Source organism: Nocardia sp. NPDC003183 (assembly GCF_053590715.1).
Genome location: NZ_JBSFTG010000011.1, coordinates 108,394 through 128,068, shown reverse-complemented (window position 1 = coordinate 128,068; position 19,675 = coordinate 108,394). Strand labels below are relative to the sequence as shown.

Below are 19,675 nucleotides of genomic sequence, written 5' to 3'. Positions count from 1 at the left end.
CTGCCTGACTACGTCAAGCCGTCGCGGTTGCCCTTTTCCATCTTGTCGATGTAGTCGGCGCTTTCGGTCTGGCCGTCGGCGAACTCGCCCATGGACTTCGCCATCGTCTTGACGTTGTCGCTGGTGTTGGTCCACGACGAGTCGTAACCGTCGTTGCCGCCGGGGCCGTCGTTGAAGCTCTGACCGAGTTTGTCGTTGCCCCAGACGTTTCCGCGGCCGTTGAGCGAGCTGTTCAGCGTATTGATGATGCCGGTGAGTTGCGTGCTGACGTTGCGCGATTTTCCGGCCGCGGTCCGGAAATCGTCGGCGTCGTACTCGAAGGTGCCCATCGCCCTCATCCCTCCACGAGTGGTGGCTCTGAGCACACCACAACTCTTTCGCGTGCGCAACAGCCTCGCACGACGGAACGAACCCGAGATGAAAGCGCTGTGAACGGTGGGTACCTCGCGGCCCCTATGCGCTTGCTTCCCAATGTGATTCCACGCGCGACATCATGCGCTGGATGGACGTGTTGACCTTCTCGGTCAGGTCCGATCGCGACATCGGGGTGGCGATGGGATTCTCGCTGGGGAGTTCGATGACATAGCGCCCGTCGTCGGGAAGATCACGCCACACCAGGATGTCGCGATGCATCCCCCGCGAGCCGAACATGGACTGATTCTGCAGGATATTGATGGTTCCGGTGCGGTCGGCGGAACGGCTGAAGAACTCGGTGCTGCGCTCGACGATCGAGGTGTCGGCTTCCTCGAAGAACATCGAGGATCGCTGCCCGTACTCGTCGCCGGCGCCGGCGCTCGCGTCGGTGACGAGCGGGATCATCCCGCCCGTGCCCGCACCGGTGGCCGGCATCAGGTCGACGATGGCGTCGGCCAGGCCGTGGGGACCGATGTCGACCACCGTGTAACCACCACTGTGCGTGGGGGTTTCACCGGGCAGCTGGTAGACCAGGTATCCGTTGGCGCCGGCTCGTGCGGCCCTGGCCTTGAGCCACTGGCCGGCGTCGTCACGCGCACGATCGTTCCAACCACGCAGCCGCACATACACTTCCGGCCGCTCCAGCACGTCGAAGACCGAGCGAAGCGTCGGATCGACCGTGTGTTGCAGACGCTGCCAGACCTGGTACTTCTCTTCCTCGTAGTCCTCGTGCAGGCGAGTCCTGGTCTGGAAGGTGAGCGGACGCGGCAGATCGGTGCCGACGAATCGCTGCCACAGCACCCGGAATTCGATGTCGGTGAGCTCCCACTTCCGCGTCACGCCTGCGCCTCCGGCCGTGCGTGCGCGAGCGAGCCGGCGGCGCCGACTTCCACGGATTCGACCGGTGCTTCCACAACCTGCGCGGGGGCTTCGGTCGCCATCGACTCGGCGAGCAAGCCGGTGAGCGGGGTGACGACCTCGCCCAGACCCGAGAGGTTGGAGAAGTCGGGCAGCGAGGCGCGCGGGAATGCCTCGCCCGCAGCCGTTTCGGCGCTCTCCTCCGGCACTCCCGCCCCGTCGACGGTCGTCGTCACGGTGTCGATGCCGAGCAACTCCGCCAGCGGCGAGAGGGCGGGGTTGTCCGCGATCAGCTGGTTGAGCTCGGGCGACTGCGACAGCAGTTCGGTCAGGTCGGGGAACTGCCCGAACAGGTTGCCCAGCTGGGTGAAATCGGGCAGGCCCGAGGTGGCGCCGGTACCGCTGGTGTCGGCGGACACCTGCTGCAACGCGGTGGCCAGCGAGGGCAGCGCCTGGGTGAGTGAGGAGACCGCGGACGTCACCGCCGACATCACCGAGGACAGGATGCTGGACATGTCGCCCGATCCCGACCCACTCGACCCCGCCGACGACCCGGTGGATCCAGTTGATCCGATGGAACCCGCCGTCTGACCGTTCGCGCTCTGCTGCGAACCGTTGGTGCCGTTCTGCTGCAGCTCCGCGGCCGCCTGCTGGGCAGCTTGCTGCGCCGCTTGCTGGGCAGCCACCGCGGCCGGCGACGTCGCCTGCTGTTGGCTCCCACCCCCGGAATTACCACTGCCACCGGAATTTCCGCTACCACCGGAGTTGTTGCTACCACCGGCATTGTTATTGCCGTTGTTATTACTGTTGCCGTTATTGTTATTATTGTTGTTATTATTGTTGTTGTTGTTATTGTTCTCCGGCGGCTTCACCGGCCCCTTCGGCGCCGCGGGCTCCGCGGCCGCAGGGAAGAGCTTCTCGGTCTGCCCGACACCGTCGACGTAGTGGCGCTTGTACCGATCGCGGTTCTCCTGCAGATCGTCGTCACACTTGTCTTCTTTGTCGATCGGCATACACACCTTGGTCGCGTACAACCAGTTCGCGGTGTACTCGAGGTTCTGCTGCATCATCGTGAAGGAGTCGCTCGCGGTCATCGCCGACTTGCCGAACGTGGAGATCGCGGCGAACGCGGCGTCACCGCCCTGGCTCTCCCACCGGTCGCGGGTGATCTCACCGAGCTTCTGCTCGAGGTTGTAGGCGGCGCCGTGCACGGCATGGGCCATCGCCTCCCAGATCGGAGCGTCGTTGGCCACCTCCTGCCAGGACAGCCGCTGACCGAGGTCGTACATATCACGCCAGGACATGTTGTCCGCGGCGCGGACGGGTATCCGCACACCGACCGATTCCGCCGTCGCGGTGCCCGCGTGCTTGGGCACGTTCGCGGTCTCGATGTCGTAGTTGTGCTTCTCCATCTTGATTTCCATGCCGGTGCCCTGCCGCACCTTGACATCGACTTCCCAGTGAGCCGGCGTGTAACCACCGGCCTGGGAGACCTCGCCCTTCATATCCTTGGCACCCGGCGAGGAGTTCACATTCTTCAGATCGCCCTTGAGCGCGGCGATGTTGTCGCCGGAGCCCTTGTCGGTGTCGGTGTACGACTCACCCGCGGCCTTGAACATGGAGACCAGATCCTCGAGCGAGTCGATATAGCGCCCGAGCAGGTCCTTGGCCTGGGTGGCCTCGGAGATGAACTTGGTCCGCAGCGGCGGACCCGCGTCGACTTGGCTGCCGCCCAGCTTGGACTCGTCGTAGTTGTTGAGGTCGTGGTCGCGGAACAGGTTCTGGCAACCCTTGAACACCTCGATCGCCGTACTGCACGCCTTGGCCGCCTCGAGCGCAGCTCCCGTCTCGACCTTGACTTTTGCCTTGCTGGCCAGTCCTGACCAGGGAGAATCGCCCACGCTAACCGCTCCTCGAAGCACCCCACCGCCGACCCTCGCAGCCGACTCGATCGCATCGCATTCTAGTGAGCAATGCGAAATATGCACAGCACCAAGGAAACACCGGCACCGATGCCGGATGAACAGCCGGTTCCGGCGAACGATCCGGCAGCCGACACCGATCTGTGACAGACTCGATCAAAGCGCTAGCGGCCGCCGGACGGCCATGAACGAACGAACGATGGGTGCCCAGCTTGACGTCGCGATGGAACTGCTCATGACCGATCTGAGCGGCCTCGAACGGCGCGTGGCAGCCAATCGCGCCAACACCCGCAGCCAGCACGCCGACGACTACCTACGCTTGGCCGGATCGCTGACCGAATTCGCCCAGGGTCTGCTCACGACCAGGGATGATCCGTCGGGGCGTGACCGCACGGCGGAGGCGCTGGAACCCGCGCAGGAAGCGGTGGCGATCCGGCTGCACTGGCTGGTCGGCGGGTACGTCTCCTACGAGTACGCGGGTGCGTTGCAGGACGCGTTGCGGTTGTTCGAGCAGGCGACGCGGCTGGTCGGGCACCGGCAGCTCGCGACCAACACCATTCGCAGCGCCTGTTCGGCGTATCGGCAGGTCGCGCAGGACTACCCGGATGTTTCGGCCATGTGCGCCGACGGGTTGTCCAAGTGCGGCGTGTGGTTGATGCGGCTCGATCACGACGCGGCGGTGGCGGCCAGTGAGTCGGCGGTCCGGATTCGGGCGGCGATGTACGCGCGCGCTTCCGAACAACCGGGCAAGTACCTGGCGAGTCTGAGCACTCTGCTGCGCACCCTGATGGTGGGGCGCTCACGCAAACAGGCCATCGCGACCTACCGCACCCTGTATTCCGAGGTGACCACCACCGCGAGCACGGCGAAACTGCGCGAAACCCGGGTCGAGGAGCTCGACCTCACGGTCAAGACCACGCAGGCGCTGGTGAAGCTGGGCGCACCGACCCTCGAACGCGCGGGACGGCTCACGCAGCAGCAGATCCTGTACCAGTCGGGTGGCGACCTGGCCACGATCGACGAGATCAATTGGCGGCTGGCCCTGGTGGGTCTCAAACCCCTTGCGGCAGGGGCGATGCCGGAGCCGCCGTCGCGACCGGTCGAGATCTCCGCGACCTACGGCGCGATCGCCGTCCGGTGCTCGGCGCCGGACGCGCTGGAGCAGGTACGCGCCGCGATCGTCGCCGCGTACGCCCAGGACGGCGCGAATCCGGTCGACGCGGGCCGCTTCGCCGGGGTGCACGACAAGCACTGGGGTGTCAAAGAACCCAAGACCAACCTCGAGACCGAGCTCGGCGCCGATGTGGTGCTCGTCGAAAAGTCCTCGGGCAGCTGGATTTCGGTGAAAAGTCTCAACTGGGAGATCGGCGCCCTCGGCAAACACCCACTCGCCGTGGCCCTCTCGATGAAATGGCCGGTCCTCACCGTCGCCACGATCGAGAAGATCTCCTACGAACTGTGCCTCTACGACAACGGCGTCGCCACCCAGTACGCCGCCCTCGGCAGGCCGGCGGGCCAGGCACCCCTCGACACCCCACTGGCGCCCCTGGATTTCGCGACCCTGGCCGACTACGGCGCCGACTACGCCTCCGAAACCCAGGTCAGAGCCGCCTTCGGCAATGCCGAGATGTTCGCCAAGGTCACCGAGCTCCCCGGCGCGGGCATCCGCCAGTCCGCGGAGAAGGCCCCACTCACCGACTACGGCCCGAATATCCTCTTCTTCGGCAAGGATTGAATCGTCACCGCGAAAAGCCGCGGCGCCCAGCAGACCCGTGGTGATCGCACCGACAGATGAGTCGCCCCCGAACGCCGCACAGCGCGGTCACCCGGCATGATCGGAGCTGTGCGAGTACTGCTGCAACGTGTGACCAGCGCCCAGGTGAGCGTCGACGATCAGGTCGTCGGCCGCATCGACCCGGCGGCGACCGGAGTCCCCCACGGCCTCCTCGCTCTCGTCGGCGCTACCCACACCGACACCGCGGCCAACGCGAAAGCTCTGGCCGACAAGGCTTATCGCCTGCGCATCCTCGACGGTGAACGCTCCGCCGCCGACCTGGACGCCCCCATCCTGGTGGTCAGTCAGTTCACCCTCTACGCCAACACCGCCAAGGGCCGGCGCCCGTCCTGGAACGCCGCCGCCCCCGGTTCCCTCGCCGAACCCCTCGTCGACACCTTCGCCGAGGCACTCCGCGAACTGGGCGCCACCGTCGCCACCGGAAAATTCGGCGCCCACATGCAGATCGAACTCACCAACGACGGCCCGGTCACCGTCCTGCTCGAAGGCTGACTACTTGTCGCCCGGCCGGTACGGGATGCCGTCGGCGGCGGGCGCGACCGCCTTTCCGATGAATCCGGCGACCACGACCAGGGTGACCACGTAGGGCAGCATGCCGAGGAATTCGGTGGGGATCGGGTTGCCCGGCATGGTGTTGAGGAAGCGTTGCAGGGCGCTGGAGAAACCGAACAGCAGGGCGGCCAGCAGCGCGCCGACCGGCTTCCAGCGGCCGACGATCATCACCGCCAGGGCCACGAAGCCGAGCGCGGCGGTCATGTTCTTGCTGAAGGCCACATTGTTGGCGATGGTGAAGAAGGCGCCGCCGAAACCCGACAGGGCACCGGCACAGGTGACGTTCCAGAAGCGCAACCGGTTCACGTCGATGCCCGCGGCGTCGGCCGCGGCCGGATGTTCGCCGACGGCGCGGGTGCGCAGGCCCCAGCGGGTCTGGAACAGCAGATACGACAGCCCGAACACACAGGCCAGCGCCACATAGACGAACAGGTTCTGGTCGAACAGCACCGGCCCGAGCACCGGGATGCCGGTCAGGAAACCGAGGCCGATGTCGTGGAGGAACCCGCCGATGCGCGGCACCGTGCTCGGCTGGTTGAGCGAATGGTCCATGCGCATGAGCCGTTCGAACAGGAAGCCGGTGAGCCCCAGCGCGAGCAGATTGAGGATGACACCGGTGACCAGCTGGTTCACTTCGAAGCGGGTCGCGAGCCAGGCCAGCAGCAGCGTCGACAGCATGCCGCTGATCACCGCGGCCACAATCCCGGCGTAGGGGCTGCCGGTGATCGAGGAGAACAGCACCGCGGTGAACGCGCCCGCCAGAAACTGGCCCTCGATGCCGAGGTTGATCACGCCCGACCGTTCACAGACCACGCCGGACAGCGCACCGAAGATGAACGGCAGCGCCAGGAACAGCGTCGACGCCAGCACGAACTCCACCGGGAAGCCGACGCCCGGCGTCACCACCCACGACAGCGCCGCGATCACCAGGGCCGCCACCGCGATGCCGACGATCGCCCCGTGCGCGCGCCGCGAGAGCGGCCGCGCCGCCAGCACCCCACCGAGCACCACCGTCACCACGCCAAGGATCAGCACGATCGTGAGAGTGTTGACAGTCCAGCCACTTTCGACGGTCTGATCCAATCGGAACGTGGTGTTCCGGCCACCGTCGATGAACAGCAGCCCGAGAATGCCGAGACCGATGCCGAGCACGATGAGCACCACCCCGGCCACACCGTGCCTGGCTGATTCGGCCGTGACGACCGGTGACGCGGTGGTGGTACTCACCAGCCCCTCGCTTCCAGAGTGTTGAGACCACCGCGCGGTGTGCGCAGGTGCAGCAGGGTTTTCACCAGCGCGGGCGCGGCGACGAACAGCACGATCACCGCCTGCAACAGCGTGGACATCTCGACCGGAATGGCGGGCTGCATGTGCAGCGTGCCCGATTTCAGCGCACCGAACAGCAGTGCGGCGGCCACGATACCGCCGGGATGCGCCCGCCCGAGCAGCGCGACGGTGATCCCGTCGAACCCGAATTCGGCGACCGTGCCCGGATTCACCGTGTACGGGTTGAGCCCCAACACCAGTGCGGCGCCACCCAACCCGGCCAGCCCGCCCGACACCGCCAACGTGGTGACGAACGTGCGCCCGATATCGATACCCGCCGTTTCCGCCGCATGCGTATTGGCACCGACCGCGCGGATCCGGTACCCGAAGGTGGATTTGCGCAGCAGCCACCAGATTCCGGCCGCGAGCGCCAGCCCGAGCAACAGCCCCGCGCTGACCCGCAGGCCCGAGCCCGCCCAGCCGAGCAGCCGGGGCAGCCGGCCGGAGAAGTCCACCTGCTTGGACACCAGTTCCTGCGAGGTCGTCGAGTGGATGAACGTGGTGCTCAACGCCCAGAGCAGAAAATAGGTGGCGATATTGTTCAGCATGATCGACGAGATCACCTCGTGCGCGCCGATTTTGGCCTTGAGCACGCCGGGGATGGCGCCGAGCAGACCGCCCGCGAGCGCACCCGCGAGCAGGGCCAGCGGAACATGCAGCAGGGGCGGCAGGTCGAGCGCGAACCCAACCACCACGCCGCCGAGCAAGCCGAAGATGAACTGTCCGTGCCCGCCGATATTGAACAGTCCGGCCCGGAAGGCCAGGCCGACGGCGAGTCCGGTGAAGATCAGCGGGGTCGCGTAGGTGAGCGTCTCCGAGATCGGGCGCAGCACCTGGGCCAGGGTGGCGTCACCGTCGACATACTGCTGCACGCGCCCGAAGTCGATGATCGCGCCCTCGAACATGTCGCGATAGCCCGCGCTCACCGCCTGCCACGAGAAACTCAGCGCATCGGCGGGCCGGTTGAAGAAGTAGCCCCAGGCACCCCGCACCGCCGCGTCGGAGACGATGATCAACAGGGCCCCGATCGCGAAGGCCAGCAACAACGAATAGATCGTCACCATCACGCTGTTGGCTTCGGTCAGGTACCCGATGAATGTGCGGCCGACGTCGCGCCTGTCCGGTTTACGCTCGCCGGGTGGGTCGATGTCCGGCTCGATGGTCGTACTCGGCATGGGTTTCCTCAGCTCGCGGGTGCTGGATCGGCGGGACGGTGGCCCGCCATCAGCTGACCGATGATCTCGCGCGGTGTATCCGGGGCCAGGACGCCGACGATCTGCCCGTTGTGGATCACCGCGATGCGGTCGGACAGGGCCAGGATCTCGTCCAGCTCCGCGGAGATGAGCAGGACGGCGGTTCCCGTGTCGCGTTCGGCGACCAGACGGCGATGGATGAACTCGATCGCGCCGACATCCACTCCTCGCGTCGGTTGCGCGGCGACCAGAACCGAACGCGGCCTGGAGAATTCGCGGGCGATCACCACCTTCTGCTGATTGCCGCCCGACAGCGCCGACACCAGCTCCCCCGGCCCCCTGGTGCGGATGTCGAAATCGGCGATCGCCTTGTCGGCCAGCTTTCGTACCGCCGCCGCGTCGACCACGCCGCGATTCGACAGGGGTCTGTCGCGGTACTGGTTGAGGACGAGGTTATCGGCGACGGTGAAATCGGCGGCCAGCCCGTCGCGGCCGCGATCCTCCGGGATGTAGCCGAGCCCGGCCACGATCCGCCGGTACGGGTTCCACCCGGTGACCGGGATACCGCCCATCTCGATCGAGCCGCTCTCGGGCGTGACGGTCCCGAGCACCGCCCTTGCCAGTTCGGTTTGCCCGTTGCCCTCGACCCCGGCCAACCCGACGATCTCACCGGCCCGCACAGCCAGACTCAGTCCGTCGAGCATCGGCGTCCCGCGCTCGCCCAGCACGGTCAGATCCTTGATATCCAGGGCGATCTCGCCCGGCTGCGCCTGCGGTCGATCCACGGTCAGCACGACCGACCGCCCGACCATCGCCGCCGCCAACTCGGCCTCGCTGTCCTGCGGCGACGCCTCGGCCACGACCCGCCCACGCCGCAGAACGGTGATCGTGTCCGCGATCGCCTTCACCTCTTTGAGCTTGTGGCTGATGAAGATCACCGACATCCCCGAGGCCGTGAGATTGCGGATGATCCCGAGCAACTCGGCCACTTCGGGCGGGGTGAGCACCGCGGTCGGCTCGTCCAGGATCAGCAGATCGGTCCTGCCGGACAGCGCCTTCACGATCTCGACCCGCTGCTGCACACCGACCGGCAGGTCCTCGCACACAGCGTCGGGATCCAGCGCCAGACCGTACCGCTCGGACACCTCGAGCACCGCCCGCCGCGCGGTCGCCCGGTCGAGGCTGCCCCGCTTGACGTGTTCGCGACCCAGCTGCACGTTGTCGGCGACACTGAACGGCCCGACGAGCTTGAAATGCTGATGCACCATGCCGATTCCGGCGGCGATGGCGTCGCCCGGCGATCGCAGCCGTACCGGCTCGCCGTCGATCAGGATCTGGCCGCTGGTCGGTTCGAGGATGCCGTACAGCATGTTCATCAGGGTCGACTTGCCCGCGCCGTTCTCGCCGAGGATCGCGTGCACCTGGCCGGGTTCGACCACCAGGTCGACGCTGTCGTCGGCGAGAAACGTTCCGAAGGCCTTGGTCAAGCCCTGTGCTTCGAGTCGCATGCGCCTGTCCTCTACAGCTTCGGGGCGGCCGGGGAATTGATCACGATCTTGCCGTCGACGATGTCGCGCCGAAGAGTGGTGAGCTCCCGCTTCAGCGGCTCCGGCACCTTCGCGTCGAAATCGTGGAACGGCGCGAGCCCGACCCCAGCATTACTCAGGGTGCCCACGTACCGTCCGTCTGTGACGCCGTCGCCGAAGGCATTGTCGATCGCCACCCGTACCGCGGCGGAGATGTCCTTCATCGACGAGGACAACATGATGTCCTGGTACTCCGGAACCGCCTCGTAGCCATCGGAATCCACCCAGATCATGGAAACGTTCGACGCGTCCTGCACGGCGGAGGCCCCGCCCATGCCGACCGGTCCCGCGACCGGGTGGATCACGTCGGCGCCCTGGGCGATGAAGTTCTCGGTGAGCGAGCGGCCCGCGCTCGTATCGTCGAAATTGCCGGTGAACGAACCGTTCTGGTCCTCGACATCCCAGCCGAGCACGGCGATCGAGGTCCCGTGCGCCGCGTTGTACCCGGCCACTCCGGCGGCGAACCCGTCCATGAAGATGGTCACCGCGGGGATCTGCATGCCGCCCCAGGTGGCGACCCGGCCGGTCTTGGACACTCCCGCCGCGAGATAGCCTGCCAGATAAGAGGATTGGGCGGCGTTGAACTCCATCGAGTAGACATTGTCCAGCTCGACGTGCGCGTCGACGATCGCGAAACGCTGATCGGGGTACTCCGCGGCCACCTGTGCCACCGCCTCGGCCATCAGGCCGCCGACGCCGATCACCAGATCGCAGTCGTCGTCGGCCGAGGCTCGCAGGTTGGGTTCGTAGTCGGCGGAACTGTTGGACTGGCGGTAGGAGCCGTAGACGCCGGGGTTGGCGTCGATCGCGGCTTTCACCCCGTTCCAGCCGGATTCGTTGAACGACTTGTCGTCGACGCCGCCCGCGTCGGTCACCATGCAGGTCTCGAAACCCGCGTTCGCGGTGCCGTAGGTGTTGCCCGATCCCGTATAGCGCGCGTCCGGCGGCGGCTCACCGCAGCCGACGAGCAAGGCCGAGGCCGCGCAACCGACGGCGACCAGCGCGATCCGGGATCTCATCACTCAGAGATACAGGATCGCGCAGGCGACCAGACAGATTAGAACGATTACTTCACCGAAAAGCCGTCGGTGAACTACTCAGGGCGCAGCGTGAGAATGCGCGGCCCGTCCTCGGTGACGGCGACGCTGTGCTCCCAATGCGCCGCGCGCGTCCCGTCTGTGGTGACCACGGTCCAGTCGTCGTCGAGCGTCTTGGTCTCGGTGGTACCGAGCGTCAGCATCGGCTCGATCGCCAGCACCGACCCGACCACCAGGCGCGGGCCCTTACCGGGCGCGCCCTCGTTGGGCAGGAACGGATCCATGTGCATCTCGCGCCCGATGGCATGGCCACCGTAACCGTCGACGATGCCGTACTGCCGGCCGTGCGCCTGCTCGGCCGCGCGCGTACCCAGCTCGATGGCGTGCGAGACGTCGGTCAGCCGGTTGCCCGGCAGCATCGCCGCGATGCCGGTCTCCATGGAGAGCCTGGTGGCCTCGCTCAGCAACTCATCGGCCTCGATGATGGCGCCGATGCCGAACGTCCACGCCGAGTCGCCGTGCCAGCCGTCGAGGATGGCGCCGCAGTCGATGGACACGAGATCGCCCTCGACGAGAATGTCACTCGCCGAGGGGATCCCGTGGACCACACGATCGTTGACCGAAGAACAGATCGAGCCGGGGAACCCGTGATAGCCCTTGAACGACGGAACAGCGCCCGCGTCGCGGATCGTCGCCTCGGCGACCTCGTCGAGCTCCAGCGTCGAGACGCCGGGCTTGGCCGCCGCGCGAACGGCGACCAGCGTCGCACCGACGATCGCGCCGGCCGCCTGCATGGCATCCAGCTCGCCCGCCGAACGGAACGGCACGACCTTCTTCTTACGGTTGAAGACCATCCGGCCTCAGTACTCCGATCCGCTGATTACTGACCGAGCGCCTTCAGCGCCCGCGCGTTGACCTCATCGACTTCGCCGATGCCGTCGACGGTCACGACCAGACCGTCGTAGTGCTCGAGCAGCGGCTCGGTTTCCTCACGGTAGACCCGCAGCCGGTTGCGGATGACGTCCTCGGTGTCGTCGGCGCGCCCACGGGCGAGCATGCGCTCGACCACGGTGTCCTCGGCGACCACGAAGCACAGCACCGCGTCGAGCGTGGTGCCGTTGTGCTCGAGGATCTTCTTCAACGCGTCGGCCTGATCGACCGTGCGCGGGTAACCGTCGAGCACGAAACCGTTCGCGGCGTCGGGCTCGCCGACACGCGCCTCGACCATGCGGTTGGTGACGTCGCTGGGGACCAGGTCGCCCGCGTCCATGTACTTCTGCGCCTCGCGACCGAGGGCGGTCTGCTGGCTGATATTCGCGCGGAAGAGGTCTCCGGTGGAGATGTGCGGAACGCCCAGCTTCTCTGACAGCAGGACGGCCTGAGTACCTTTGCCGGCACCCGGCGGACCGAGCAGAACAACTCTCACTTGAGGAACCCTTCGTAATTTCGATTCATCAGCTGGCTCTCGATCTGCTTGACCGTGTCGAGACCCACGCTGACCATGATGAGCACCGCGGTACCGCCGAACGGCAGGTTGGCCGCTCCACCGTTGGCACCCATGTCCAGGAACAGGTTCGGGAGAACGGCGACCAAACCGAGATAGATCGAGCCAGGCAGGGTGATGCGGCTCAGAACGTAGTTGAGGTAGTCGGCGGTCGGCTTACCGGGCCGGTAGCCCGGGATGAAGCCACCGAACTTCTTCATCTCGTCCGCGCGTTCCTCCGGGTTGAAGGTGATCGCGACGTAGAAGTAGGTGAAGAACACGATCAGACCGAAGTAGATCGCGATGTAGACCGGGTTGCCCGGATTCACCAGGTATTTCTGGATGATCTCCTGCCACCAGCTCGGATCCGTCGCCGTATTCGAGTTGGTGAGCTGCGCGATCAGGTTGGGCAGGTAGAGCAGCGAGGACGCGAAGATCACCGGGATGACACCGGCCTGGTTGACCTTCAACGGCAGGTACGTCGATGAACCGCCGTACATCTTGCGACCGACCACGCGCTTGGCGTACTGCACCGGGATCCGGCGCTGACCCTGTTCGACAAAGATCACGGCCACCAGGATCACCAGTACGGCGACACACACCGCACCGAAGATCAGGCCACCGTCGGTGTCGAGGATCCGCTTGCCGTCGAGCGGCAGTCGAGCGGCGATACCGGCGAAGATGAGCAGCGACATGCCGTTGCCGACACCGCGCTCGGTGATCTGCTCGCCGAACCACATGACCAGCGAAGCACCCGCGGTCATCACGAGGACGATGATGATCATGCCGAAGATGCTGGTATCGGCGAGAATCGGCTCGTTACAGCCCTGCAACAGCTGACCGCGCGAGGCCAGCGCGACCAGACCGGTGGCCTGCAGGATCGCCAACGCGACCGACAGGTACCTGGTGTACTGCGTCATCTTGGTCTGGCCGGATTGGCCTTCCTTGCGCAGTTCCTCGAACCGCGGGATGACGACGGTCAGCAGCTGGATGATGATGCTCGCGGTGATGTACGGCATGATGCCGATCGCGAACACCGACAGCTGTAGCAGCGCCCCGCCGGAGAACAGGTTGATGAGCTGGTAGATGCCGGCGGATTCACCGCCGGAGACCACCTTCACGCATTCCTGAACGTTCTGGTAGTCGACACCGGGGGACGGCAGCGCGGCACCCAACCGGTACAGCGCGATCAACCCCAGCGTGAAGAGAATCTTCCGCCGTAAGTCCGGAGTCCGGAAGGCCGATACGAAGGCGGAAAGCACAAATCCTCCTGGCGAACGACATGGTCATGCCATGCGACTGAACCACTGGACAGCATGTGGAATCGTCAGCCGATGACGAGCTTGGCAGACAACACTTGGAACTCTAACAGTGACACCGGACGAGCTCGCGACTCGTCCGGTGTCAGCTGCTGACTACAGTACCGTCAGGCCAGTTCGGTGACAGTGCCACCGGCGGCGGTGATCTTCTCCTTGGCGGAGCCGGTCACCTTGTCGGCGGTCACCTGGATGGCGACACCGATCTCGCCGTCGCCGAGAACCTTGACGAGCTCGTTCTTGCGAACGGCGCCTGCCTCGACGAGTTCTGCCTTACCGATGACGCCGCCCTGAGGGAACAGCTCGGCAATGCGGCCAACGTTGACGACCTGGTACTCGACCCGGAAGCGGTTGGTGAAGCCGCGAAGCTTCGGCAGACGCATGTGCAGCGGCATCTGGCCACCCTCGAACGCCGCGGGGACGTTCTTGCGTGCCTTGGTGCCCTTGGTACCGCGACCGGCGGTCTTACCCTTGGAACCCTCACCGCGACCCACACGGGTCTTCTCGGTCTTGGAGCCAGGGGCGGGACGCAGGTGGTGCAATTTGATGGTCATGTCTAGACCTCCTCAACTGTTACGAGGTGGCGCACGACGTTGATCAGACCGCGGTTCTGAGCGTTGTCCTCACGAACCACCGACTGGCGGATCTTCCGCAGACCAAGCGTCCGCAGGCTGTCGCGCTGGTTCGACTTGGCACCGATCGTGCTCTTGATCTGAGTCACCTTGAGATCAGCCATGTCAGGCTCCCTGTCCTGCACGCGCACGCAGCATGCCCGCCGGAGCGACATCCTCGATCGGCAGACCGCGACGAGCGGCAACCTCTTCGGGACGCTGGAGCATCTTGAGCGCGGCAACCGTCGCGTGAACGACGTTGATCGCATTGTCGCTACCGAGCGACTTGGCCAGAATGTCGTGAATGCCTGCGCATTCGAGCACGGCGCGAGCCGCGCCGCCCGCGATCACACCGGTACCGGGCGAAGCCGGACGCAACATGACCACACCGGCCGCCGCCTCACCCTGAACGGGGTGAGTGATGGTCGAGCCGATCATCGGGACGCGGAAGAAGCTCTTGCGAGCCTCCTCGACACCCTTCTGGATGGCCGCGGGAACTTCCTTGGCCTTGCCGTAGCCGACGCCGACCAGACCGTTGCCGTCACCGACGATCACGAGGGCGGTGAAGCTGAAGCGACGACCACCCTTCACGACCTTGGAGACACGGTTGATCGCGACGACGCGCTCGAGCTGGTTCTTCTCGGCCGCGTTGTCACGACGGTCGCCGCCACCGCGACGATCGCCACCGCCACGACGGTTGCCCTCGGGGCCTCCGGCGTTGCTGTTGGAGTTGCTGTTGGGTCCGGCGGGTCCGTTGCCGCCGTCACGCCGCTGACGTCCCGGCATCAGACGTTCCTTCCGTTCGAAATAACAGTCATCAGAACTTCAGCCCACCTTCACGAGCGGCATCGGCCAGCGCCGCGATACGGCCGTGGTAGTCGTGACCACCACGGTCGAACACGACCGCCTCGATACCGGCAGCCTTGGCACGCTCGGCGATCAGCTGACCGACCTTCGCGCCCTTGGCGGACTTGTCGCCCTCGAGCGCACGCACGTCGGCCTCGATCGAGGAAGCGGCGGCAATGGTCTTGCCCACCGAGTCGTCGATCAGCTGAGCGTGCAGGTGCCGCGCGGAGCGGTTGACCACCAGGCGCGGACGCTCGGTGGTGCCTTCGACCTTCTTACGAAGACGGAAGTGACGGCGGGTCTTCGACAGGCGACGCTTCGTGGAAGCATCCTTGCCCAGCGGAATCCGCTTCGCCTTCTGGTTAGCAGTTTGCGCCATGATCACTTACCCGTCTTTCCGACCTTGCGGCGAACGACCTCGCCGGCGTAGCGGATGCCCTTGCCCTTGTACGGGTCGGGCTTACGCAGTCCGTGGATGACAGCGGAGATCTGACCGACCTTCTGCTTGTCGATTCCGGACACCGAGAACTTGGTGGGCGATTCCACCGCGAAGGTGATGCCTGCCGGGGCCTCGATCGGCACCGGGTGGCTGTAACCGAGGGCGAACTCGAGGTTCGAACCCTTGGCCTGAACGCGGTAACCGACGCCGAAGATTTCCATCTTCTTCTCGTAGCCCTTGGTGACACCCTCGACCATGTTGGCGATCAGGGTGCGGGAAAGGCCGTGCAGCGAACGGTTCGCGCGCTCGTCGTTGGGACGAGCAACCTCGAGCTCATTACCTTCACCCTTGGTGACGATGATGGGCTCGGCCACGGTGTGCGAGAGGGTGCCCTTGGGCCCCTTGACCGTGACAACCTGGCCGTCGATGTTGACGTCGACGCCGGCCGGAATCTCGATGGGCTTCTTACCAATACGCGACATTTGTCCTGACCTCCCTTACCAGACGTAGGCGAGGACTTCGCCCCCGACGCCCTGCTTGGCCGCCTGACGGTCGGTGAGCAGACCGGTCGACGTGGAAATGATCGCCACGCCGAGGCCGCCGAGGACCTTGGGCAGGTTGGTGGACTTCGCGTACACACGCAGACCCGGCTTCGAGACGCGACGCAGGCCCTGCAGGCTGCGCTCACGGCTGGGGCCGTACTTCAGATCGACGACGATGGCCTTGCCAACGGTCGCGTCTTCGGTGCGGTAATCGGCGATGTAGCCCTCACGCTTGAGGATCTCGGCGATGTTCACCTTGATCTTCGAGTGGGGCGCCTTCACCTGATCGTGGTACGCCGAGTTGGCGTTGCGCAGACGCGTCAAGAAGTCTGCGATCGGATCAGTCATGGTCATGGTTAGACCTCGACACCTTTCTCGCTGCGGTTCCCATGCAACATCTCCCGCACTCTCACGCGGTCGACCGTGGGCCTACAACAATTCGGCTGGTCCGGTCGGCACTTACCGACCGGATGAGTTCTCTTGCGAGCTCTCGGCGCCTGGCACGGTCCCACCCGCGCCGAAGCGCGCAGCGGACACAGATCTGCCCAGGCAACCGCTCTAGTGTAGGCAACGCCGTGGTCAGGACCAAACTCGGGGGCCGACGGACCGGGGCGATCTCCGTCACGCGGCGGTGTGGCCGGCCCTCCCACCCGTCTTGTAGGTGATCAGGATCGCCACGGCCGAGACACCGGCGGCGACGATCAGCATCATCTCACCACCCACCACCGTGCTCATCAAGCCGCCGAGCAGGGCGCCGACGGCGAACGCCGCGTACTGCATGCCGTAGCCGAGCCAATCGCGCGCACTACCCCCGCTGACATGGCTTTCGATGCCCTGGCTCAGTTTCACGACTGTTCCGGTGGCATAGCTGAGCGGAACGCTGGTCTCGCCGTTCTTGACGAACGCGGTGTTGAGCGCGCCCACCGCGAACGCGACGAACGCGATCGGGATGAACCCCACCTCCTGGCCGCCGGTGCGGTCGAGGGCGAAGTCGACCACCGCGGCCACGGCGAGCGCCACGGTGGTCACCACGGACGCGCCGTAGTGACCGCGCCGCCACAGCCGCCGTCGCAGCAGCGAGGCCACGAACACACCGAGGCCGAACGAGAAAAGCAGCGTGATCGCCCCGGTGGCCAGCAGCTGATCATTGTCGAACCAGCCGAGAACGGCGCGCTCGGTATTACCGGTCATGAATGTCACGAAATATCCGGCGGAATGCGTATAAGCGGCCGCTCCGATAAATCCGGCCAAAATAGAAAGAAACGCGACCATCGGCATCGCGCCGGCCGGAATTCCACGCAGAGACACCCGGTGGGCCACGTCACGTGGCTTGTTTACTGTGGTCGGGGTCACGAACTCACATCCTCTGCATTCACTCGGCAAGGGATCGACATTGACGCCCATCTGCTCGCTGCATTGTCACGCAACGACCCCGACAGTAGCCACGAAATGAATTGCCGACCAGCAGGGAGATCACATTCTCGGGAAAGACACAGAATTATGAGGAGCCGGTAATGCCGCGGTAACCCAGAAATTCGAGGACAATTCTGTGGACGACCACATCCACCGCCGCGCGAAGGAACCCGACGACCTGCGGCGATGCCGTCCGATCTACATCGTCGATCGAATTGTGTTCGATACCAACCACTTTGCGTTAGTAAGCGCCGCTCACGAATGTGGTAGCTTCGCGTGGTTCGTCGGAACCGCGCAGGAGGCTCGGCCGTTGTCTTCCCACTGTGCACGCCGCCGGGGCTCGGCTTATCTGCTCGCCGTACTGCTCGGGATCGGCGCGCTCGTCACGCCCGCGCGCGCTTCGGCCGATCCCTACGTCGACCAGCTCGCCGAGGGTGCCGCCACCCCGACACTGGCGTGGGAGTCCTGCGCGGACGGGTTCGAATGCGCGCTGGCTCAGGTGCCGATGGACTACAACAGCCCGCAGGCCACGCAGATCGACCTGGCTGTCATCAAGTTGCCCGCGTCCGATCCCGCACGCCGCATCGGCACGTTGTTCGTCAACTTCGGCGGGCCAGGACCCTCCGGCGTCGACCGCTTGCGCGAGCGGGCCCGCTGGCCGTGGCTGTTCTCCGACGAACTGCGCGCCCGCTTCGACCTGGTCTCCTGGGATCCGCGTGCGGTCTCGCGCAGCGCGGGCACGCAGTGCTTCCCGAGCGCCGATGAGCAGACCGCGTACCTCGGTTCCTTCCCCGGCACTCCGACCGATCCGGGCGACGAGCCCGCGTTCTTCGCCGCCTCGGCCGATATCGCGACCCGCTGCGCGCAGCACGCGGGGCCGATCCTGCGCCACGCCTCCACCGCCAACACCGCCCGCGACCTGGATCTACTGCGCCGCGCGGTGGGCGATGAGGCACTGACCTACCACGGCATCTCCTATGGCACCCAGGTCGGCGCGGTTTACGCCAACATGTTCCCCGGCCGGGTCCGCGCGATGGCGTTCGACGGTTCTCTCGACTTCGAGGGCAATGTGAACGGCCACGGCACCGACGGCGTGAATCTGCCGCTCGACACCCGCCAGGGCGTGGCCGCCGGCATCGCCGAAACCTTCGACACCTTCCTGCGCGACTGCTCCGCCGCGGGTCCACGCTGCGCGTTCGCCGCGGGCGATCCGAAACTCAAGTGGATCGCGCTGGCCGAGCGGGCCCGCCTCGCGCCGATCACGGTCGCGGGCACGCCGTGGACCTTTTCCCAGATCGTGAGCGCCGCGGGCAGTCTCTCCCGCCCCGACACCTACCCCGACCTGGCGATCCTGCTCCAGAACCTCTTCGACGCGGCAACAGTCCTGCCCGCCAGAGTCCCCGACGCCCTCTTCGCGGAGAACCACCCCGCCAATCGAGTCGAGGCCTTCTACACCATCCAATGCTCCGACAGCACCGTCCCCACCGACCCCGCCGTCTACAGCCGGGTGGCCGCCGCCGAAGACCTCCAGTCCCGCTACTTCGGCCGGATCGCCGTCTTCAACGCCACCCCCTGCGCCTTCTGGCAGGCCGAGGACCGGGACCGCTACACCGGCCCGTGGAACCGCGAAACCGCCGCCCCGATCCTCGTCCTCAACAGCCGATACGATCCCGCCACCCCACTACGGGGAGCCAAAGCCGGTGCGGCCCAACTGAACCGGGCCCAGGTAGTCGTGATCGAAGGCGCGGGCCACAGCTCCATGTACGTCCAGAGCACCTGCGCCGAACACCTCAAACGCGACTACCTGTTCACCGGCCAGCTCCCGCCCGCCGGCGTCAGCTGCGGAATCGACCGCTCCCCGTTCAGCTGAGCAGGCAGAGCAGGTCGTAGAGCGGCGGCTTCTCCACACTCCCCGTGGCGAACAACAACTGCGCGATCGGCGAACAGATCAACTCCGTCTCCGACGACCCCGACCCACCCCCGGACCCGGAACCGGCGCTGGGGGCGGCGGATGCAACAGCGGGCGCCCCGAGGAGCGCGACGGAAAGAACAGCGACTGTGGCGAACTTCTTCATGCGCCAAGAGAACACATCAGCCCTCACCCCTGGAGTGAAATGCATATATTTCATCCAGTGCTGGTGACAGCTCACAACGTGGAAATGCGCGAGGGCACGGACTTCACTGAAGTAGTCCGTGCCCTCCCGAGAAGAACGGGTTGGCGACGATTGTGCACGTGCCGTGTTTCGGCGCGGCGCTCGCCATCGCGGCGCTCGCCCCGAGCCCCATGGCGGCCAACACCACACTCAACACGAGCACAGCGGGCCGACGGGCGGCAGAAACTC

At 65.8% G+C, this 19,675-nt stretch carries 21 protein-coding genes; 3 read left to right on the top strand and 18 right to left on the bottom strand.

From position 1 onward, the window contains the following. Window positions 1–8 precede the first annotated feature (8 nt). The 3 genes from ACWDXS_RS26140 to ACWDXS_RS26130 form a co-directional block, all read right to left on the bottom strand. A complete protein-coding gene (locus ACWDXS_RS26140; protein ID WP_301904962.1) occupies window positions 9–329 on the bottom strand; it encodes a WXG100 family type VII secretion target in 321 nt (106 codons plus the stop codon). A gap of 124 nt (window positions 330–453) precedes the next feature. Further along, a complete protein-coding gene (locus ACWDXS_RS26135) occupies window positions 454–1,254 on the bottom strand; it encodes an ESX secretion-associated protein EspG (RefSeq protein ID WP_379313169.1) in 801 nt (266 codons plus the stop codon). Continuing rightward, entirely contained in the window at window positions 1,251–3,173 is a 1,923-nt protein-coding gene (locus tag ACWDXS_RS26130; RefSeq protein ID WP_387446515.1) for a hypothetical protein, read from the bottom strand. Before ACWDXS_RS26130 ends, ACWDXS_RS26135 begins: the two co-directional genes overlap by 4 nt. Before the next feature lie 220 nt (window positions 3,174–3,393). On the opposite strand from ACWDXS_RS26130, the gene ACWDXS_RS26125 reads away from it, so the two are divergent. Both ACWDXS_RS26125 and dtd read left to right on the top strand, forming a co-directional pair. Then, the gene (locus ACWDXS_RS26125; RefSeq protein ID WP_378993642.1) at window positions 3,394–4,929 is read left to right on the top strand and encodes a hypothetical protein; all 1,536 of its coding nucleotides are present in this window, start codon (window positions 3,394–3,396) and stop codon (window positions 4,927–4,929) included. Between the two features lie 108 nt (window positions 4,930–5,037). After that, on the top strand, window positions 5,038–5,481 hold the full coding sequence (dtd, locus tag ACWDXS_RS26120) for a D-aminoacyl-tRNA deacylase (protein ID WP_378993643.1): 444 nt from the start codon (window positions 5,038–5,040) through the stop codon (window positions 5,479–5,481). On the opposite strand, the gene ACWDXS_RS26115 is transcribed toward dtd, so the two are convergent. The 14 genes from ACWDXS_RS26115 to ACWDXS_RS26050 all read right to left on the bottom strand — a co-directional run bounded on the left by ACWDXS_RS26115 (window position 5,482) and on the right by ACWDXS_RS26050 (window position 17,192). Continuing rightward, window positions 5,482–6,768 (bottom strand): ABC transporter permease, encoded by a 1,287-nt coding sequence (locus ACWDXS_RS26115; protein ID WP_449969519.1) that lies wholly within the window; start codon window positions 6,766–6,768, stop codon window positions 5,482–5,484. Next, window positions 6,765–8,042, bottom strand: coding sequence for an ABC transporter permease (locus ACWDXS_RS26110; RefSeq protein ID WP_449969516.1), 1,278 nt, complete (start codon window positions 8,040–8,042; stop codon window positions 6,765–6,767). The genes ACWDXS_RS26115 and ACWDXS_RS26110 overlap by 4 nt, the downstream gene beginning before the upstream one ends. An 8-nt stretch (window positions 8,043–8,050) precedes the next feature. Continuing rightward, window positions 8,051–9,568, bottom strand: coding sequence for an ABC transporter ATP-binding protein (locus ACWDXS_RS26105; protein WP_449969513.1), 1,518 nt, complete (start codon window positions 9,566–9,568; stop codon window positions 8,051–8,053). A gap of 11 nt (window positions 9,569–9,579) precedes the next feature. Then, window positions 9,580–10,665: a BMP family lipoprotein gene (locus ACWDXS_RS26100; protein ID WP_449969510.1), complete on the bottom strand. Its 1,086-nt coding sequence runs from the start codon at window positions 10,663–10,665 to the stop codon at window positions 9,580–9,582. A 74-nt stretch (window positions 10,666–10,739) separates the two neighbouring features. Next, the gene (gene map, locus ACWDXS_RS26095; RefSeq protein ID WP_449969507.1) at window positions 10,740–11,537 is read right to left on the bottom strand and encodes a type I methionyl aminopeptidase; all 798 of its coding nucleotides are present in this window, start codon (window positions 11,535–11,537) and stop codon (window positions 10,740–10,742) included. 26 nt (window positions 11,538–11,563) lie between these two features. Continuing rightward, window positions 11,564–12,109 (bottom strand): adenylate kinase, encoded by a 546-nt coding sequence (locus ACWDXS_RS26090; protein ID WP_378632266.1) that lies wholly within the window; start codon window positions 12,107–12,109, stop codon window positions 11,564–11,566. Beyond that, window positions 12,106–13,428: a preprotein translocase subunit SecY gene (gene secY, locus ACWDXS_RS26085; protein ID WP_378993648.1), complete on the bottom strand. Its 1,323-nt coding sequence runs from the start codon at window positions 13,426–13,428 to the stop codon at window positions 12,106–12,108. The genes ACWDXS_RS26090 and secY overlap by 4 nt, the downstream gene beginning before the upstream one ends. 164 nt (window positions 13,429–13,592) lie before the next feature. Continuing rightward, window positions 13,593–14,036 (bottom strand): 50S ribosomal protein L15, encoded by a 444-nt coding sequence (gene rplO, locus ACWDXS_RS26080; protein WP_101464424.1) that lies wholly within the window; start codon window positions 14,034–14,036, stop codon window positions 13,593–13,595. Between the two features lie 2 nt (window positions 14,037–14,038). Further along, window positions 14,039–14,218, bottom strand: coding sequence for a 50S ribosomal protein L30 (gene rpmD / locus ACWDXS_RS26075; RefSeq protein WP_056819257.1), 180 nt, complete (start codon window positions 14,216–14,218; stop codon window positions 14,039–14,041). A 1-nt stretch (window position 14,219) separates the two neighbouring features. Further along, window positions 14,220–14,879, bottom strand: a complete 660-nt coding sequence (gene rpsE / locus ACWDXS_RS26070) for a 30S ribosomal protein S5 (protein WP_378632262.1) — start codon at window positions 14,877–14,879, stop codon at window positions 14,220–14,222. A 31-nt stretch (window positions 14,880–14,910) separates the two neighbouring features. Continuing rightward, window positions 14,911–15,318 (bottom strand): 50S ribosomal protein L18, encoded by a 408-nt coding sequence (gene rplR / locus ACWDXS_RS26065; protein WP_266296784.1) that lies wholly within the window; start codon window positions 15,316–15,318, stop codon window positions 14,911–14,913. Window positions 15,319–15,320: 2 nt separating this feature from the next. Then, complete coding sequence (rplF, locus tag ACWDXS_RS26060; protein WP_378993649.1) at window positions 15,321–15,860, bottom strand: 50S ribosomal protein L6; 540 nt, start codon at window positions 15,858–15,860, stop codon at window positions 15,321–15,323. 15 nt (window positions 15,861–15,875) lie between these two features. Beyond that, on the bottom strand, window positions 15,876–16,274 hold the full coding sequence (rpsH, locus tag ACWDXS_RS26055) for a 30S ribosomal protein S8 (protein ID WP_056818383.1): 399 nt from the start codon (window positions 16,272–16,274) through the stop codon (window positions 15,876–15,878). Window positions 16,275–16,541: 267 nt separating this feature from the next. After that, window positions 16,542–17,192, bottom strand: a complete 651-nt coding sequence (locus tag ACWDXS_RS26050; RefSeq protein ID WP_449969622.1) for a YoaK family protein — start codon at window positions 17,190–17,192, stop codon at window positions 16,542–16,544. A gap of 451 nt (window positions 17,193–17,643) precedes the next feature. On the opposite strand from ACWDXS_RS26050, the gene ACWDXS_RS26045 reads away from it, so the two are divergent. After that, window positions 17,644–19,203, top strand: coding sequence for an alpha/beta hydrolase (locus tag ACWDXS_RS26045; protein ID WP_449969496.1), 1,560 nt, complete (start codon window positions 17,644–17,646; stop codon window positions 19,201–19,203). On the opposite strand, the gene ACWDXS_RS26040 is transcribed toward ACWDXS_RS26045, so the two are convergent. After that, window positions 19,196–19,408, bottom strand: a complete 213-nt coding sequence (locus ACWDXS_RS26040) for a hypothetical protein (RefSeq protein ID WP_378632256.1) — start codon at window positions 19,406–19,408, stop codon at window positions 19,196–19,198. The genes ACWDXS_RS26045 and ACWDXS_RS26040 overlap by 8 nt on opposite strands. Window positions 19,409–19,675 lie beyond the last annotated feature (267 nt).

What these genes read in the sequence shown, in the direction of transcription:
- ACWDXS_RS26140 (WP_301904962.1), bottom strand. Translation starts at nt 329, where the DNA reads ATGGGCACCTTCGAGTACGACGCCGACGATTTCCGGACCGCGGCCGGA.
- ACWDXS_RS26125 (WP_378993642.1), top strand. Translation starts at nt 3,394, where the DNA reads ATGGGTGCCCAGCTTGACGTCGCGATGGAACTGCTCATGACCGATCTG.
- ACWDXS_RS26110 (WP_449969516.1), bottom strand. Translation starts at nt 8,042, where the DNA reads ATGCCGAGTACGACCATCGAGCCGGACATCGACCCACCCGGCGAGCGT.
- ACWDXS_RS26105 (WP_449969513.1), bottom strand. Translation starts at nt 9,568, where the DNA reads ATGCGACTCGAAGCACAGGGCTTGACCAAGGCCTTCGGAACGTTTCTC.
- ACWDXS_RS26100 (WP_449969510.1), bottom strand. Translation starts at nt 10,665, where the DNA reads ATGAGATCCCGGATCGCGCTGGTCGCCGTCGGTTGCGCGGCCTCGGCC.
- map (WP_449969507.1), bottom strand. Translation starts at nt 11,537, where the DNA reads ATGGTCTTCAACCGTAAGAAGAAGGTCGTGCCGTTCCGTTCGGCGGGC.
- rplO (WP_101464424.1), bottom strand. Translation starts at nt 14,036, where the DNA reads ATGACCATCAAATTGCACCACCTGCGTCCCGCCCCTGGCTCCAAGACC.
- rpmD (WP_056819257.1), bottom strand. Translation starts at nt 14,218, where the DNA reads ATGGCTGATCTCAAGGTGACTCAGATCAAGAGCACGATCGGTGCCAAG.
- rpsE (WP_378632262.1), bottom strand. Translation starts at nt 14,879, where the DNA reads ATGCCGGGACGTCAGCGGCGTGACGGCGGCAACGGACCCGCCGGACCC.
- rplR (WP_266296784.1), bottom strand. Translation starts at nt 15,318, where the DNA reads ATGGCGCAAACTGCTAACCAGAAGGCGAAGCGGATTCCGCTGGGCAAG.
- rplF (WP_378993649.1), bottom strand. Translation starts at nt 15,860, where the DNA reads ATGTCGCGTATTGGTAAGAAGCCCATCGAGATTCCGGCCGGCGTCGAC.
- rpsH (WP_056818383.1), bottom strand. Translation starts at nt 16,274, where the DNA reads ATGACCATGACTGATCCGATCGCAGACTTCTTGACGCGTCTGCGCAAC.
- ACWDXS_RS26050 (WP_449969622.1), bottom strand. Translation starts at nt 17,192, where the DNA reads ATGGTCGCGTTTCTTTCTATTTTGGCCGGATTTATCGGAGCGGCCGCT.
- ACWDXS_RS26040 (WP_378632256.1), bottom strand. Translation starts at nt 19,408, where the DNA reads ATGAAGAAGTTCGCCACAGTCGCTGTTCTTTCCGTCGCGCTCCTCGGG.